Origin of the sequence: Burkholderia latens (genome assembly GCF_902499045.1) — a bacterium.
Taxonomy (GTDB): domain Bacteria; phylum Pseudomonadota; class Gammaproteobacteria; order Burkholderiales; family Burkholderiaceae; genus Burkholderia; species Burkholderia latens.
In genome coordinates, this window is sequence record NZ_CABVPL010000026.1 from 71,564 (window position 1) to 86,312 (window position 14,749).

A 14,749-nucleotide genomic window follows, 5' to 3' on the forward strand; every position below is an offset into this window, starting at 1 on the left:
CGGCTTGAAATCATCCGGCGACGAGGGGCCACGAGCTCCTCGTCGCCGGTCGCACATTTCCCACGAGAAAATACGAGACGCATCATGTTCACATTCGTGTTGCGCCGCGTGGGCATGGTGATTCCGACCTTCATCGGCATCACCATCCTGGCGTTTGCGCTGATTCACCTGATACCGGGCGACCCCATCGAAGTGATGATGGGCGAGCGCGGCGTCGATCCCGCGATGCATGCGGAGGCAATGAAACGGCTCGGGCTCGACCAGCCGCTGCCGCTGCAGTATCTGCACTACATCGGCCGGGCGCTGCATGGCGACCTCGGCATGTCCATCATCACCAACACCAGCGTCGCGGGCGAATTCTTCGCGCGCTTCCCGGCGACCGTCGAGCTGTCGCTGTGCGCGCTCGTGTTCGCGCTCGTGGTCGGGCTGCCGGCCGGCGTGATCGCCGCGCTGCGGCGCGGGTCGGTCATCGATCACGGCGTGATGGGCACCGCGCTCACCGGCTATTCGATGCCGATCTTCTGGTGGGGGCTGATCCTGATCATGGTGTTTTCGTCGTATCTCGGCTGGACGCCCGTGTCGGGCCGCATCGCCGTCGAATACGACTTTCCGCATCCGACGGGCTTCATGCTGATCGACGCGCTGCTCGCGCCGGACGAAGGCTCGTTCAAGTCGGCCGTCAGCCACCTGATCCTGCCAGCGATCGTGCTCGGCACGATCCCGCTCGCGGTGATCGCGCGGATGACGCGCTCGTCGATGCTCGAAGTGCTGCGCGAGGACTACATCCGCACCGCCCGCGCGAAGGGGCTGTCGCCCGCGCGCGTGGTGGTCGTGCATGCGCTGCGCAACGCGCTGATCCCGGTGGTCACCGTGATCGGCCTGCAGATCGGCACGCTGCTTGCCGGCGCCGTGCTGACCGAGACGCTCTTTTCGTGGCCCGGCGTCGGCAAGTGGCTGATCGATGCGATCGGCCGCCGCGACTATCCGGTCGTCCAGGGCGGCATCCTGCTGATCGCGACGCTCGTGATCGTCGTGAACCTGGTCGTCGACCTGCTGTACGGCGTGCTGAATCCGCGCATCCGCCACACGAGGTAATTCCATGAGCAATCTGCAAAACACCCTGCCGAGCGAATCCGCGCCGGCCGGCGGCCGTGCGCTCGCGCTGCGCGAGTTCTGGGCCAACTTCTCGCGCAACCGCGGCGCCGTCGGCGCCGGCATCGTCGTGCTGCTGCTGATCCTGGTCGCGATCCTCGCGCCGCTGATCGCGCCGCACAGCCCGGTCGAGCAATACCGCGACTACGTGAAGATTCCGCCCGCGTGGCTCGCCGGCGGCAACTGGCAATTCATCCTCGGCACCGACGAAGCGGGCCGCGACATCCTTTCGCGGCTTATGTTCGGCGCGCGGATGTCGTTCTGGATCGGCTTCGTATCGGTCGTGCTCGCGCTGATCCCCGGCATCGTGCTCGGGCTCGTCGCCGCGTTCTTCCAGAAGTGGGCCGACACGCCGGTGATGCGCATCATGGACGTGCTGCTCGCGCTGCCGTCGCTGCTGCTCGCGGTCGCGGTCGTCGCGATCATCGGCCCGGGCCTCACCAACACGATGTTCGCGATCGCGATCGTCGCGCTGCCGGCCTACGTGCGTCTCACGCGCGCGTCGGCGCTCGGCGAGCTGCAGAAGGAGTACGTGACGGCGTCGCGCGTGGCCGGCGCCGGCACGCTGCGGCTGATGTTCTCGCAGGTGCTGCCGAACTGCACGGCGCCCTTGATCGTGCAGGCGACGCTCGGCTTCTCGTCGGCGATCCTCGACGCGGCCGCGCTCGGCTTCCTCGGCCTCGGCGTGCAGCCGCCGACCGCCGAGTGGGGCGCGATGCTCGCGTCCGCACGCGACTACATCGACAACGCGTGGTGGATCGTGACGATGCCGGGCCTGTCGATCCTGATTTCGGTGCTCGCGATCAACCTGCTCGGCGACGGGCTGCGCGACGCGCTGGATCCCAAACTGAAGCGGATGGCGTAACCATGAGCCAAAATCTACTGACCATCCGCAATCTCGCGGTGAACTTCAACGGCCTGCCCGCGGTCGACCGGATCAACCTGTCGATCGCGCCGGGCGAGGTGGTGGGCGTCGTCGGCGAATCGGGCTCGGGCAAGAGCGTGACGATGATGGCGCTGATGGGCCTGATCGACGCGCCGGGCAAGGTGACGGCCGACGAGGTCACGTTCAACGGCGTGGACCTCCTGAAGGCATCGCCGAAGGCGCGCCGCAGGATCGTCGGCAAGGACATCGCGATGGTGTTCCAGGATGCGCTGACGAGCCTGAACCCGAGCTACACGGTCGGCTACCAGATCAAGGAAGTGCTGAAGCTGCACGAAGGCCTGCGCGGCGACGCGCTGCACCGGCGTGCGCTCGAGCTGCTCGACCAGGTCGGCATTCCTGATGCGAAGAACCGCATCACGGCCTTCCCCCACCAGATGTCGGGCGGGATGAACCAGCGCGTGATGATCGCGATGGCGGTCGCGTGCAATCCGAAGCTGCTGATCGCCGACGAGCCGACCACCGCGCTCGACGTGACGATCCAGGCGCAGATCATGGATCTGCTCGTGAAGCTGCAGAAGGAGCGCGGGATGGCGCTCGTGCTGATCTCGCACGACCTGGCCGTGGTGTCGGAGGTCGCGCAGCGCGTCGCGGTGATGTACGCGGGCGAGGTCATCGAGACCAATCGCGTGCCGGACATCTTCCGTGCGCCGCATCATCCGTACACCGAAGCGCTGCTCGCGGCGATTCCCGAGCACAATAAGGGTGCGCGGCGCCTTGCCGCATTGCCGGGCATGGTGCCGGGCCGCGATGATCGCCCGTCCGGATGCCTGTTCGCGCCGCGCTGCAAGTACGTCGTCGACGATTGCCGCAAGGCGCGTCCGGCGCTCGACACGCTCGCGGCCGGCAACGATGCGATGCGCGCGCGCTGCATCAAGCCGCTCAATCTTTCCAACCTCGACCTGACGGGAGGCGCACGATGAATGCAGTCCACGAAACGCGTGCCATGCCGCACGACGAGGAAGCGGTGCTGGTCGCCGACCAGCTCGCGAAGCACTACACGGTCAAGCGCGGGATGTTCGGGCAGGGCACGGTCAAGGCGCTGAACGGCGTGTCGTTCACGCTGAAGCGCGGCAAGACGCTCGCCGTCGTCGGCGAGTCGGGCTGCGGGAAGTCGACGCTCGCGCGCCAGCTCACGATGATCGAGACGCCGACGTCGGGCCATCTGACGATCGACGGCAAGGACGTCGCCGGCGCGAACCGCGAGACGGTCGCCGACCTGCGCCGCCGCGTGCAGATGGTGTTCCAGAACCCGTTCGCGTCGCTGAACCCGCGCAAGACCGTCGAGCAGACGCTGTCCGAGCCGCTCGAGATCAACGCGAGCCTGACCGCCGCCGAGCGCGCCGCGCGCATCGCGCAGATCATGCGCACGGTCGGCCTGCGGCCCGAGCACGCGAAGCGCTATCCGCACATGTTCTCCGGCGGCCAGCGCCAGCGCGTCGCGATCGCGCGCGCGATGATCCTCGATCCGCGGATCGTCGTCGCCGACGAGCCGGTGTCCGCGCTCGACGTGTCGATCCAGGCGCAGATCCTGAACCTGTTCATGGATCTGCAGGAGCAGTTCAAGACGAGCTACGTGTTCATCTCGCACAACCTGGCGGTGGTCGAGCACGTCGCGGACGACGTGATGGTGATGTATTTCGGCAGCGTCGCCGAGCTCGGCGACAAGGCGACGATCTACGCGCGGCCGCGCCATCCGTACACGCGCGCGCTGATGTCGGCGACACCGGCGATCTTCGAGGAAGATCGCCGCGTGCAGATCAAGCTGCAGGGCGAGCTGCCGTCGCCGCTCAATCCGCCGTCGGGCTGCGCGTTTCACCAGCGCTGCCCGTACGCGGTCGAGCGCTGCCGCGTCGAGGAACCGCAGCTGCGCGACGTCGACGGACGCCGCGTGGCCTGCCATCGCGCCGAGGAGGTGGGGGAGGCGAATGCCTGATGGTTTGGCGGCGCGCGCGCCTCGCGTGCGCCGTTCGGAGGTTGGCCGTGCGCACGTGGTGCGCGCGTGCCGCAATGCACGGCGCTGGAGCGTGCGCACGGTCACGGGCGCGGCGCTGGCCGGCGCGTGCGCAGCCGCGAGCGTGCTGGTCCCCGTCGACGCCGCACGTGCCGAAGGGCGCGCGCCGGCGAGCACGCCGATCCATCCGTCGCAGGTCCCGCCGCCCGGCATGAGCCTGCCGGGCTTTCACGCGCCGTCCGGGTCGAACGGCACGGTCGCGCGCGGCACGGTGCGCGTGCAGCCCGCGCGCATGCCGTTCTATGTCGCGACGAGAGGCAGAGTCACGCTGTACGTGCTCGGCACGCTGCATACGGGCGACCCGTCCGACTATCCGCCGGCCCAGCCGTTCCGGGCGCCGATCCTCGCGGCGCTCGCCGCGTCGCCGACGCTCGCGCTCGAGTTGTCGCCGGACGATCTGCTCGAATCGCAGGACGACGTGTCGAAGTACGGCGTGTGCCGCTACCCGTGCCTGCAGCGCCTGTTGCCGGAGCCGCTGTGGCAGCGGCTCGCCGCGCGGCTGCGCGGCAATCCGGCCGCGCTGACGGAGATCCGCCGGATGCGGCCGTGGCTCGCGGCGCTGGTCGTCGAGACCTACGATTCGCTGTCGGCGGGGCTGCAGACCGAGTTCGGCACCGAGGCGCAGCTGCAGAACGTGTTCCTGAAGAAGAAGGGCGGCCGAGTGATCGGACTCGAGACGCTCGCCGAGCAGATGCGCGCGTTCACCGGGCTCACGCTCGCCGAGCAGCGCGAGATGCTCGCGCAGGACATGGTGCAGACGCCCGCGCAGAACGCCGACGACATCAAGGCGCTGCACCGGCTGTGGCAAATTGGCGACGCCGATGCGATCGCCGCGTGGGCGGTCGCGAAGAGCGAGCGGCTGGCCCGTTCGAAGGCGCTGTCGGCGTCGATCGACAACAAGATCCTGTACGAGCGCAACCAGCGCTTCGTTGCACGAATGACGGCAATCGCCGCGCCGAACCGGCCGGTATTCGTCGCGATCGGCGCGCTGCATCTGGGCGGCCAGCGCGGCGTGCTCGAATTGTTGCGCCAGCAAGGATACCGGGTCGACGCGAGCTGATCGCTCCGGGCCGCATCCATCGATCCTGCCCCGTTTGATCGGCGATGCATACGCGCCGCGGCATGCGTGCGCGACCGCGCGGGCCGATCAGGAAAACCCTTGAATCATCAGGAAATAGCGTTTAAAACCATTGACATCCCGTTCTGCCAATCTCTATTCTTCATCCCACAAGTTGAAAAAATGAAAAGAATAGATAAGTTCTACGGGGTAGCAGAAAACAAAGCGCGGGGTTAGCGTAGCCGGCACGAATCATCGTGCCGGCCGCGGAGTGTCTGCATGCACGGCGGGGCCAAACATCGTCGGCACAACAAATGCATGCGGCAGACTTGCGGCATAAGCGGCGTTCCGTCGTCCGACCGGGGAAAAGCAGTAATCGGGCGGCGGCGGACGTTTTTTAATCCGGAGCATCTTTCCGGTCACCGTCGAAGGACGGTTTCGGGGTGGCGAATCGACAGACGGCGAAGTCCGCGGCGATCGTGCCAACAGAAAAGCGCCACGACGGCGCTTTTTTCTTTTGGAGCGGCGGATTGTGATCGAGGCCGGACGCGGCGCGGCTGGCGAGCCCTGCGTGCGACCCGTTGCGACTCGTTGCGACTCGTTACGCGTCCTCGCCGGCCTGCAGCGCACCGGGCGCGACGACGTCGATCCCCGCCGATTCCAGCGCCGCGCGGATCCGCTTCGCGAACGCGAGCGCATGCGGGCCGTCGCCGTGCAGGCAGACCGTCTGCGCGTTGAGCGGCACCCATTCGCCGCTCACCGCGCGCACCTGCCGGTCGCGCACCATGTCGAGCGTGCGCGCGAGCACTGCGTCTTCATCGTCGATCAGCGCGCCGGGCTGGCTGCGCGGTACGAGCGAGCCGTCCGCGCGGTAGCCGCGATCGGCGAACACTTCCTCCACCGCGGCGAGCCCCGCATGGCGCGCGGCCGCGACGAACACGCTGTTCGCGAGCCCGAACACCGCGAGCGACGGATCGAAGTCGTGAATCGCCGATACGACCGCGTCGGCGATCATCGGGTCGCGCGCGGCCTGGTTGTACAGCGCGCCGTGCGGCTTCACGTGCGCGATGCGCCCGCCCTCCGCCTGCGCGATCGCCGACAGCGCGCCGAGCTGGTACAGCACGCCCGCGTAGATGTCGCCGGCCGGCAGCTGCATTTCCTTGCGGCCGAAATTCTCCGGATCGTGAAAGCTCGGATGCGCGCCGATCGACACGCCCTTCTGCACGGCCCAGCGCACGCAGTCGCGCATCGCATTGGCGCCGCCCGCATGCCAGCCGCATGCGATGTTCGCCGACGTGACGAGGTCGAGCAGCGCCTCGTCCGATCCGCATCCTTCGCCGAGATCGGCGTTCAGATCGATTTCCATGATGTCCTCGTCCACTGATCGCGTGGCGCGTCCTTCGTCCTTCGTCCTGCTTCCGCCATCGTCACGCTGCGCGGGATTGCGTGCGGCGGCGGGTTTCCTCGCGCATCTCGATCGCGACGTCGATCTGCCGCAGATACGCGCGTTCCGCGGTCAACGCGGCACGCGCGGCGTCGAGCGTCGTGCGCACGAAGCGGATCGGCAGGTTGAGCCGCGCCTGCGCGAGTTTCCACAGATCCGCGCGGATCACCGTGCCGATCTTCGGGTAGCCGCCGGTGGTCTGCGCGTCGTGCATCAGCACGATCGGCTGGCCGTTCGGCGGCACCTGGATCGTGCCGGGCAGCACCGCATGCGACAGCAGCTCGACAGGCCGCTCGCGCACGAGCTCGGCGCCGGCGAGCCGGTAGCCCATCCGGTTGCTGTTCGCGGTGACGAGCCATTCCTCATCCCAGAACGCGTGCTGCGAATCGGACGCGAACGACGCGTAGTCGGGGCCCGGCAGCACGCGCACGGGCATCGCCCACGGCGCATGCGCAGGCCGGTGGCGGCGCGGCGGCTCGTCGACGCGCACGAACGCGCACCATGCGGGCGCTTTCACGCCGAATTCGGGCGCGTCCGCCGCGAGGCAGCCGGCGCCGGCCGGCGGCGCGCCGACCGGGAGCCGGTCGCCGTCGCGCAGCGCGCGGCCGCCGAGCCCGCCGAAGCGCGACGCGAGATCGGTGCTGCGCGAGCCGAGCATCGGCAGCACGTCGATGCCGCCCGCGATGCACAGGTAGCCGCGCATCCCGCGCTTCGCGGCCGGCAGCACGAGCGTCTGCCCGGCGTCGACCGGCAGGCTCCACCACGAGTACACGGGCTTGCCGTCGAGCGTCGCGCCGAATTCGGTGCCGGTGATCGCGATGCGCGTCGCGCGCGTGAAGCGGAACGCGGCCGGCCCGATCGTGATTTCGACGGCGGCCGCGTCGGGGCGGTTGCCGACGAGGCGGTTGCCGACTTCGAGCGCGAGTCCGTCGAGCGCACCGCCCTGCGCGACGCCGAGATGGCGCATGCCGCGGCGGCCGAGATCCTGCACGGTCGACAGCGGGCCGGCGCGGACGACTTCGATCGTGCCTGGTGCGGTGTGCTGGGTCATGTCGCGTCGACTCCGGCAATGGTGAAGCGCACGCGGTCGCCGGGCAGCAGCAGCGCCGGCTGCGCGCGCGCCGGGTCGAACAGCACGTGCGACGTGCGGCCGATCAGCTGCCAGCCGCCGGGCGACGTGGCCGGATAGATGCCCGTCTGCGCGCCGCCGATGCCGACCGAGCCGGCCGGCACCTCGAGCCGCGGCGCCGCGCGCCGCGGCGTGTGCAGCGACGCATCGAGGCCGCCGAGATACGCGAAGCCCGGCTGGAAGCCGACGAAGAACACGACGTATTCGCCGGCCGCGTGGCGCGCGACGACTTCATCGGCCGACAGTCGCGTGTGCGCGGCGACCGCCGCGAGGTCGGGGCCGGCTGCGCCGCCGTATTCGACCGGGATCTCGATCTCGCGGCCGTCCGCGTGTTCGACGCCGGCGGTTTCCCACGCGTCGCGCAGCGCCGGCGTGAGCGAGTCGGCCGTCGCGGCGAGCGCGTCGAACACGATCGTCAGATTGTTCATGCCCGGCACGACGTCGATCACGCCGGGCCACGCGCGCGCGGCTTCGGCGACGGCCCAGACGCGGCGCTGGCAATCGAGCGTGGCGGGCGGCGGTACCTCGCAGACGAGGGCGGCATCGCCGAGCGGATAAATGCGGGGTTGCGTCATCGGGCTGGCACGGTTCGGACGGCAATGTTAGCGCACATTGTCAATAAAATATCGACAACTTCCCAATAAGCGTTTTTGCCTAGCTCGTGTGCCGGGGCTTCTGTCGTACACTCGGCACACCCTGACATCCTGCTTGCGCTGCCTTTCCATGAAGCGTCCTCCGACCAAGATCGTGTCATCCGAACACCTCGTTTCCGATTCGAGCGCGGAGCTGTCGGAACTCGAATACGGGCTCATCATGGCCGGCAACGCATTCAACCGATGGATGGTGCGCTGCATGTCGGCTGCGGGCGCGAAGGACATGACGGCGGTCGAGGTGTCGCTGCTGCATCACGTGAGCCATCGCGAACGCAAGAAGAAGCTCGCCGACATCTGCTTCGTGCTCAATATCGAGGATACGCACGTCGCGACCTATGCGCTGAAAAAACTGATCGCGCGCGGCTACGTGAAAAGCGAGAAGAGCGGCAAGGAAGTGTTCTTCTTCGCAACCGACGCGGGCCGCGAGTTGTGTCTGAAGTATCGGGACGTGCGCGAGCATTGCCTGATCGAGACGCTGAAGGACAGCGGCCTCACCAACGAGCAGATCGGCGACGCGGCGCAATTGCTGCGCCACGCATCGGGCCTCTACGACACGGCCGCGCGCGCGGCGGCTTCGCTGTAAACGATTGCGGACGCAGCGGCGGAAAACGCGATGACGCGCGGCATGCCGCTCGCGCGGCGTCGCGCGCCGCGTCATCCGGCCGACGGATACAGCGCGCCGTCGGTCACGACCCAGCTCATCGCGAGATCGTGCGCTTCGGCCGGCAACGCGTCCACACGGCACGCTTCATACGCGATGCCGACCGTCACCGGCAGCGTGTCGCCCGGCCAGACCGCGAGCGTGCGGTCGTAGTAGCCGCCGCCGTAGCCGAGCCGGTAGCGCTGCCGGTCGAATCCCACGCACGGAATCAGCAACAGATCGGGCACGACGACGACGCCCGATGCCGGCTCCGGGATCCGGTGATGGCCTTCGCGCATCGGCGTATCGGCATCCCACGCATGGAACGCGAGCGGCGTGTGCTTCTCGCCGATCACCGGTAGCGCGGCGCGCCGGCCGGGGCCTGCCGCCGCCCACGCGAGCACCGCATCGCGTGCGTCGAATTCGCCCGGCAGCGGCCAGTAGAAGCCCACCGTGGCGGGTGCGAGCCGTTCGAGCAACGCGCGCAGCCGCGCGTCGAGCGCGGCGTTCGCGGCGGGCTGCGACGCGGCGTCGCGACGCGCGCCGGACAGCGTTTTGCGCAGTGCAACCTTCGGGTTCGGCACAGGGTTGCATGCTATGCTTTCGCTCAATTCGTGCTCCATTCAATACGATGTCGAACAGCCTTTTCCGAGTATATCGCGCGGTCGCGCTCACGCTTTCGGCCGCCGCGCTCGTCGCGGGCACGGCAGCGTGCGCCGCGCCGAACGACGACACGCTCGCCGGGGACGACCAGATCTTCGTGCAGCTCCGCGAAGCCGCACGCCGCAACGACGCCGCGAAGGCCGCGCAGCTCGCGTCGATGATCCCGAACTATCCGGTGCCGTCCTACGTCGAGTATTTCCAGATCAAGCCGCAGCTGTTCGATTCGACGGGCCGCGCGCGCGTCGACGCGCCCGACGCGCCCGTGCAGTCGTTCCTGCAGCGCTACGACGGGCAGGCGATCGCCGATCGCATGCGCAACGACTACCTGCTCGTGCTCGGCGCGCGCCACGACTGGCGCAGCTTCGACGATCAGTACAAGCGTTTCGTGCTCGATGACGACACGCAGGTCAAGTGCTACGCGCTCGAATCGCGCGCGGCGCGCGGCGAGAACGTCGCCGATGCAGCGCGCGCGCTGCTCGTCGAGCCGAAATACTACGGCGATGCCTGTGTCGATCTGATTACCGCGCTCGCGGTGAACCAGCAGTTCACGAGCGACGACGTGTGGCAGCAGGCGCGCCTCGCGTACGAGCAGAACTACACGACGCTCGGCGGCAAGATCGTCGACGCGCTCGGCCCGCGCCCCGCTGCTTTCGACCAGGCGACGAGCGCGCCGCCGCTGTACCTCGCGCGCGGCATCGGCTCCGACGCGGCATCGCACCAGCTCGCGCTGATCGCGCTCGGCCGGATGGCGCGCAACGATCCGGATGCGGCGGCGGGAATGCTCACGTCGATCGCCGGCTCGCTGACGAAGCAGGAGCAGGCGATCGCGTGGGGCGCGATCGGTTACCAGGGCGCGATCAAGCGCTCGCCGCTCGCGTCCGTCTGGTACGCGAAATCCGCGAACGCGCCGCTGTCGAATCCGGGCTACGAATGGCGCACGCGCGCCGCGCTGCTCGCCGGCAACTGGCCGATGGTGCGCTGGTCGATCGAGCAGATGCCGCCGTCGCTGCGCGACGATCCGGCGTGGATCTACTGGCATGCGCGCGCGCTCAAGCAGAGCGGCGACACGCTGCAGGCGAACCAGGAATTCGAGCAGGTCGCCGGGCAGTACAACTTCTACGGGCAGCTCGCCGGCGAGGAGCTCGGCCAGCGCACGTCGATCCCGCCGCGCACGAAGGTGAGCGACGCCGAGATCGACGCGATGAGCAGGATTCCGGGCTTCGCGCTCGCGCAACGCTTCTACGGGCTGAATCTGCGCCTCGAAGGCAACCGCGAATGGAACTGGCCGCTGCGCGGGATGACCGATCGCCAGTTGCTCGCGGCCGCCGAATACGGCAAGCGCGTCGACCTGCTCGACCGCACGGTCAACACGGCCGACCGCACGAAGGCCGAGCACGATTTCACGCTGCGCTATCCGTCGCCGTACCGCGACATCGTCGAGCGCTACGCGCAGTCGACGGGCCTCGACATCGAATGGGCGTACGGGCTGATCCGCCAGGAATCGCGCTTCATCACGAACGCGCGTTCGTCGGTCGGCGCGGGCGGGCTGATGCAGCTGATGCCGGCCACCGCGCAACTCGTCGCGAAGAAGCTCGGGATGGGCACGATCACGCGCGCGCAAATGCACGACATCAACACCAACATCCAGCTCGGCACCTGGTATCTGGCGGACATCTACAACAACTTCGACAGCTCGCCGGTGCTGGCGACCGCCGGTTACAACGCAGGCCCGGGCCGGCCGCGCCAGTGGCGCCAGGTGTTGACGCAGCCGGTCGAAGGCGCGATCTTCGCGGAGACGATTCCGTTCAACGAGACGCGCGACTACGTGAAGAACGTGCTGTCGAACACCGTCTATTACGCGGCGCTCTTCGAGGGCAAGCCGCAGTCGTTGAAGAAACGTCTAGGCATGATCTCGCCCTGATCCGCAATCTTCACACTGCCGCGCGAGACGCGGCAGTGTTCTTTTGAGGACCCGAACATGGACCGCCAGACCGTCGCGCTGCTGGGCGGCACCGGCTTCATCGGCAGCCGGCTCGTCAACGCGCTGATCGACGCCGGCAAGCACGTGCGGATCGGCACGCGGCGGCGCGAGCATGCGCGCCACCTGCAGATGCTGCCGGTCGATATCGTCGAGCTCGGCGCGCTCGATGCGCGCACGCTCGCGCGGTTCGTCGCCGGCGCGCATGCGGCCGTCAATCTCGTCGGCGTGCTGCACGGCGGTCACGGCACGCCGTACGGGCCCGGCTTCGAGCGCGCGCACGTCGCGCTGCCGGCCGCGCTGGCCGCGGCGTGCGTCGAGGTCGGCGTGCGGCGCGTGCTGCACATGAGCGCGCTTGGCGCGGATTCGAACGGCGCGAGCATGTACCAGCGCTCGAAGGGCGACGGCGAAGCCGCGCTGCACGCGGTTGCGGCGACCGATTCGCTCGCGCTGACGATCTTCCGCCCGTCGGTCGTGTTCGGCCCCGGCGACGCATTCCTGAACACGTTCGCGAACCTGCAGCGCGCGCTGCCGGTGCTGCCGCTGGCGATGCCCGACGCGCGCTTCCAGCCGGTGTTCGTCGGCGACGTCGTGCGCGCGTTCGTCAACACGCTCGATCTCGCCGGCGCGCACGGCAAGACCTATGAACTCGGCGGCCCGACCGTCTACACGCTCGAGCAGCTGGTGCGCTACTGCGGCACGGTGGTCGGCCGACAGGCACGCATCGTGCGGCTGCCCGACGCGCTGGCGCGGCTGCAGGCGCGCGTGTTCGAATGGCTGCCCGGCGAGCCGGTGATCACGCGCGACAACCTCGCGTCGATGTCGGTGCCGAACGTGCTGTCCGGGCCGCTCGCGCCGGAACTCGGGATCTCGCCCGCGAGTCTCGAGAGTATCGCGCCCGCGTATCTCGGCCACGCCGCGCAGCGCTCGCGCTTCGACTGGCTCCGCTCGCGCCGCTAGGCGCCGCGCGGCCGCATTCCGATTTTCACTTTCGCGTTTACCGGAACCCCGCCATGAAACTCGTCATTGGAGACAAGAACTACTCGTCGTGGTCGATGCGGCCGTGGCTGCTGCTCGCGCATTTCGGCATCCCGTTCGACGAGATCGCGATCGAGCTGCGCCGCGACGACACGGCCGCGCGCATTCGCGAGTATTCGCCGAGCGGCAAGGTGCCGTGCCTCGTCGACGATCACGGCATCGCGATCTGGGATTCGCTCGCGATCGCCGAGACGCTCGCCGAGCGCTATCCGCAGTTCCCGATGTGGCCGGCCGATCCGCTCGCGCGTGCGCATGCGCGCTGCATCTCGGCCGAGATGCATGGCGGCTTCGCCGCGCTGCGCACGGAGATGGGGATGAACATACGCGCGTCGATGCCGGGCCGCGGCGCGACGCCGGAGTCGCTCGCCGACGTCGCGCGCATCGACGCGCTGTGGAGCGCGTGCATCGAGGCGTCGGGCGGGCCGTTCCTGTTCGGCGAATTCGGCATTGCCGATGCGATGTATGCGCCGGTCGTGATGCGCTTCAACACGTATGCGCCGGCGCTGTCGCCTGAGGCGGCCGGGTATGCCGCGCGCGTGACCGCGCTGCCGGCCGTGCAGCGCTGGATCGACGCCGCGCGCCGCGAAACCAACGTGATCGCCGAATACGAACCTCAGCCATGAATATCTACGCAGTAGGCGGAGCGATCCGCGACGAATTGCTCGGCGTGCCGGTGCAGGACCGCGACTACGTGGTGGTCGGCGCGACGCCCGAGCAGATGGTCGCGCAGGGCTTCCGGCCGGTCGGCAAGGACTTCCCGGTATTCCTGCATCCGGACACGCAGGAGGAGTACGCGCTCGCGCGCACGGAGCGCAAGACGGCGGCCGGCTATCACGGCTTCCAGTTCTATTACGCGCCGGACGTGACGCTCGAGGAGGATCTCGCGCGGCGCGACCTGACGATCAATGCGATGGCGCGCGAAGTGACGCCGGAAGGCGAGCTGATCGGGCCCGTCATCGATCCGTTCGACGGCCAGACCGACCTGCGTGCGCGCGTGTTCCGGCACGTCGGCGACGCGTTCGTCGAGGATCCGGTGCGGATCCTGCGGATCGCGCGCTTTGCCGCGCGCTTCGCGGATTTCACGGTCGCCGACGACACGCTCGCGCTGATGCGGCGCATGGTCGAAGCCGGCGAAGCGGACGCGCTGGTGCCCGAGCGCGTATGGCAGGAGATCGCGCGCGGGCTGATGGAAGCGAAGCCGTCGCGGATGTTCGCGGTGCTGCGCGCGTGCGGCGCGCTCGCGCGCATCCTGCCCGAGGTCGACGCGTTGTGGGGCGTGCCGCAGCGCGCCGACTACCATCCGGAAGTCGACACCGGCGTGCACGTGATGATGGTCGTCGACTATGCGGCGAAGCAGGGTTACTCGCTGCCGGTGCGCTTCGCGGCGCTCACGCACGATCTCGGCAAGGCGACGACGCCTGCCGACGTGCTGCCGCGCCACGTCGGTCACGAAGGCCGCAGCGTCGACCTGATCAAGCCGTTGTGCGAGCGGCTGCGCGTGCCGAACGAATGCCGCGATCTCGCGCTGGTGGTCGCGCGCGAGCACGGCAATCTGCATCGCGTGATGGAGATGGGCGCGGCCGCGCTGGTGCGGTTCTTCGAGCGCAGCGACGCGCTGCGCAAGCCCGCGCGCTTCGCGGAGATGCTGCAGGCGTGCGAGTCGGACGCGCGCGGCCGGCTCGGGCTCGACACGCAGCCGTATCCGCAGGCCGAGCGGTTGCGCGTGGCGCTGGTCGCCGCGCGCAGCGTCGATGCGGGCGCGATCGCGCGCGGCGTCGGCAATGACGCGATGCAGATCAAGGACGCCGTGCATCGCGCGCGGGTCGAGGCCGTCAAGCAGGCGCTCGCGATCGCGGAGTAGGCGGGCGGAGGGGTATGCAACCCGGACCGCGCAGCGCGCGGATGAACCGGGCCGCGCGGCGCGTCGCCGTCATTCCTTCGTTCGGGCGGTGGCGCGGCGGGCCGGCGAGCCCGCAGCCGCACGCTTGCCGGCGGCCGCGCGAGGCTTCCCTGCAGCCGGCTCGGCCGCCGCGCGAAC

At 68.9% G+C, this 14,749-nt stretch carries 14 protein-coding genes; 10 read left to right on the forward strand and 4 right to left on the reverse strand.

Going from position 1 to position 14,749, the window contains the following annotated elements; all coding sequences use genetic code 11:
• Positions 1-84 precede the first annotated feature (84 nt).
• The 5 genes from BSE24067_RS18580 to BSE24067_RS18600 are packed head-to-tail and all read left to right on the forward strand — an operon-like array spanning position 85 to position 5,169.
• Positions 85-1,095, forward strand: a complete 1,011-nt coding sequence (locus tag BSE24067_RS18580; RefSeq protein WP_151067176.1) for an ABC transporter permease subunit — start codon at positions 85-87, stop codon at positions 1,093-1,095.
• Positions 1,096-1,099: 4 nt separating this feature from the next.
• Positions 1,100-2,017 (forward strand): ABC transporter permease subunit, encoded by a 918-nt coding sequence (locus tag BSE24067_RS18585; RefSeq protein ID WP_059448479.1) that lies wholly within the window; start codon positions 1,100-1,102, stop codon positions 2,015-2,017.
• Positions 2,018-2,019: 2 nt separating this feature from the next.
• Positions 2,020-3,018, forward strand: a complete 999-nt coding sequence (locus tag BSE24067_RS18590) for an ABC transporter ATP-binding protein (RefSeq protein ID WP_151067177.1) — start codon at positions 2,020-2,022, stop codon at positions 3,016-3,018.
• Positions 3,015-4,031, forward strand: a complete 1,017-nt coding sequence (locus tag BSE24067_RS18595) for a peptide ABC transporter ATP-binding protein (RefSeq protein WP_151067178.1) — start codon at positions 3,015-3,017, stop codon at positions 4,029-4,031. Before BSE24067_RS18590 ends, BSE24067_RS18595 begins: the two co-directional genes overlap by 4 nt.
• Positions 4,024-5,169, forward strand: coding sequence for a TraB/GumN family protein (locus tag BSE24067_RS18600; RefSeq protein ID WP_151067179.1), 1,146 nt, complete (start codon positions 4,024-4,026; stop codon positions 5,167-5,169). The genes BSE24067_RS18595 and BSE24067_RS18600 overlap by 8 nt, the downstream gene beginning before the upstream one ends.
• Before the next feature lie 598 nt (positions 5,170-5,767).
• On the opposite strand, the gene pxpA is transcribed toward BSE24067_RS18600, so the two are convergent.
• The 3 genes from pxpA to pxpB form a co-directional block, all read right to left on the reverse strand.
• Entirely contained in the window at positions 5,768-6,532 is a 765-nt protein-coding gene (pxpA, locus tag BSE24067_RS18605; RefSeq protein WP_151067180.1) for a 5-oxoprolinase subunit PxpA, read from the reverse strand.
• Positions 6,533-6,593: 61 nt separating this feature from the next.
• Positions 6,594-7,661 carry a 5-oxoprolinase subunit C family protein gene (locus BSE24067_RS18610; protein ID WP_174904822.1) on the reverse strand — a complete coding sequence of 356 codons (1,068 nt, stop codon included), beginning with the start codon at positions 7,659-7,661 and terminating at the stop codon, positions 6,594-6,596.
• Positions 7,658-8,314: a 5-oxoprolinase subunit PxpB gene (gene pxpB / locus BSE24067_RS18615; protein WP_151067095.1), complete on the reverse strand. Its 657-nt coding sequence runs from the start codon at positions 8,312-8,314 to the stop codon at positions 7,658-7,660. Before pxpB ends, BSE24067_RS18610 begins: the two co-directional genes overlap by 4 nt.
• Before the next feature lie 148 nt (positions 8,315-8,462).
• Here pxpB and BSE24067_RS18620 point away from each other — a divergent pair, with 148 nt between their 5' ends.
• The gene (locus BSE24067_RS18620) at positions 8,463-8,975 is read left to right on the forward strand and encodes a winged helix DNA-binding protein (RefSeq protein WP_151067096.1); all 513 of its coding nucleotides are present in this window, start codon (positions 8,463-8,465) and stop codon (positions 8,973-8,975) included.
• A 71-nt stretch (positions 8,976-9,046) separates the two neighbouring features.
• On the opposite strand, the gene BSE24067_RS18625 is transcribed toward BSE24067_RS18620, so the two are convergent.
• Positions 9,047-9,655: a 5-formyltetrahydrofolate cyclo-ligase gene (locus BSE24067_RS18625; protein ID WP_151067097.1), complete on the reverse strand. Its 609-nt coding sequence runs from the start codon at positions 9,653-9,655 to the stop codon at positions 9,047-9,049.
• Positions 9,656-9,663: 8 nt separating this feature from the next.
• On the opposite strand from BSE24067_RS18625, the gene BSE24067_RS18630 reads away from it, so the two are divergent.
• Genes BSE24067_RS18630 through BSE24067_RS18645 form a run of 4 tightly spaced genes read left to right on the forward strand, consistent with a single transcriptional unit; the run spans position 9,664 to position 14,572 of the window.
• The gene (locus BSE24067_RS18630) at positions 9,664-11,616 is read left to right on the forward strand and encodes a lytic transglycosylase domain-containing protein (protein WP_151067098.1); all 1,953 of its coding nucleotides are present in this window, start codon (positions 9,664-9,666) and stop codon (positions 11,614-11,616) included.
• A 57-nt stretch (positions 11,617-11,673) separates the two neighbouring features.
• Positions 11,674-12,633, forward strand: coding sequence for a complex I NDUFA9 subunit family protein (locus BSE24067_RS18635; RefSeq protein ID WP_151067099.1), 960 nt, complete (start codon positions 11,674-11,676; stop codon positions 12,631-12,633).
• A gap of 53 nt (positions 12,634-12,686) precedes the next feature.
• Positions 12,687-13,334, forward strand: a complete 648-nt coding sequence (locus BSE24067_RS18640; protein ID WP_151067100.1) for a glutathione S-transferase family protein — start codon at positions 12,687-12,689, stop codon at positions 13,332-13,334.
• Positions 13,331-14,572 carry a multifunctional CCA addition/repair protein gene (locus tag BSE24067_RS18645; protein ID WP_151067101.1) on the forward strand — a complete coding sequence of 414 codons (1,242 nt, stop codon included), beginning with the start codon at positions 13,331-13,333 and terminating at the stop codon, positions 14,570-14,572. The genes BSE24067_RS18640 and BSE24067_RS18645 overlap by 4 nt, the downstream gene beginning before the upstream one ends.
• Positions 14,573-14,749: the final 177 nt, after the last annotated feature.

Bases quoted from the DNA above. Each gene is read 5' to 3' on its own strand.
- BSE24067_RS18580 (WP_151067176.1), top strand. From the start codon at position 85: ATGTTCACATTCGTGTTGCGCCGCGTGGGCATGGTGATTCCGACCTTC.
- BSE24067_RS18585 (WP_059448479.1), top strand. From the start codon at position 1,100: ATGAGCAATCTGCAAAACACCCTGCCGAGCGAATCCGCGCCGGCCGGC.
- BSE24067_RS18590 (WP_151067177.1), top strand. From the start codon at position 2,020: ATGAGCCAAAATCTACTGACCATCCGCAATCTCGCGGTGAACTTCAAC.
- BSE24067_RS18595 (WP_151067178.1), top strand. From the start codon at position 3,015: ATGAATGCAGTCCACGAAACGCGTGCCATGCCGCACGACGAGGAAGCG.
- BSE24067_RS18600 (WP_151067179.1), top strand. From the start codon at position 4,024: ATGCCTGATGGTTTGGCGGCGCGCGCGCCTCGCGTGCGCCGTTCGGAG.
- pxpA (WP_151067180.1), bottom strand. From the start codon at position 6,532: ATGGAAATCGATCTGAACGCCGATCTCGGCGAAGGATGCGGATCGGAC.
- BSE24067_RS18610 (WP_174904822.1), bottom strand. From the start codon at position 7,661: ATGACCCAGCACACCGCACCAGGCACGATCGAAGTCGTCCGCGCCGGC.
- pxpB (WP_151067095.1), bottom strand. From the start codon at position 8,314: ATGACGCAACCCCGCATTTATCCGCTCGGCGATGCCGCCCTCGTCTGC.
- BSE24067_RS18620 (WP_151067096.1), top strand. From the start codon at position 8,463: ATGAAGCGTCCTCCGACCAAGATCGTGTCATCCGAACACCTCGTTTCC.
- BSE24067_RS18625 (WP_151067097.1), bottom strand. From the start codon at position 9,655: ATGGAGCACGAATTGAGCGAAAGCATAGCATGCAACCCTGTGCCGAAC.
- BSE24067_RS18630 (WP_151067098.1), top strand. From the start codon at position 9,664: ATGTCGAACAGCCTTTTCCGAGTATATCGCGCGGTCGCGCTCACGCTT.
- BSE24067_RS18635 (WP_151067099.1), top strand. From the start codon at position 11,674: ATGGACCGCCAGACCGTCGCGCTGCTGGGCGGCACCGGCTTCATCGGC.
- BSE24067_RS18640 (WP_151067100.1), top strand. From the start codon at position 12,687: ATGAAACTCGTCATTGGAGACAAGAACTACTCGTCGTGGTCGATGCGG.
- BSE24067_RS18645 (WP_151067101.1), top strand. From the start codon at position 13,331: ATGAATATCTACGCAGTAGGCGGAGCGATCCGCGACGAATTGCTCGGC.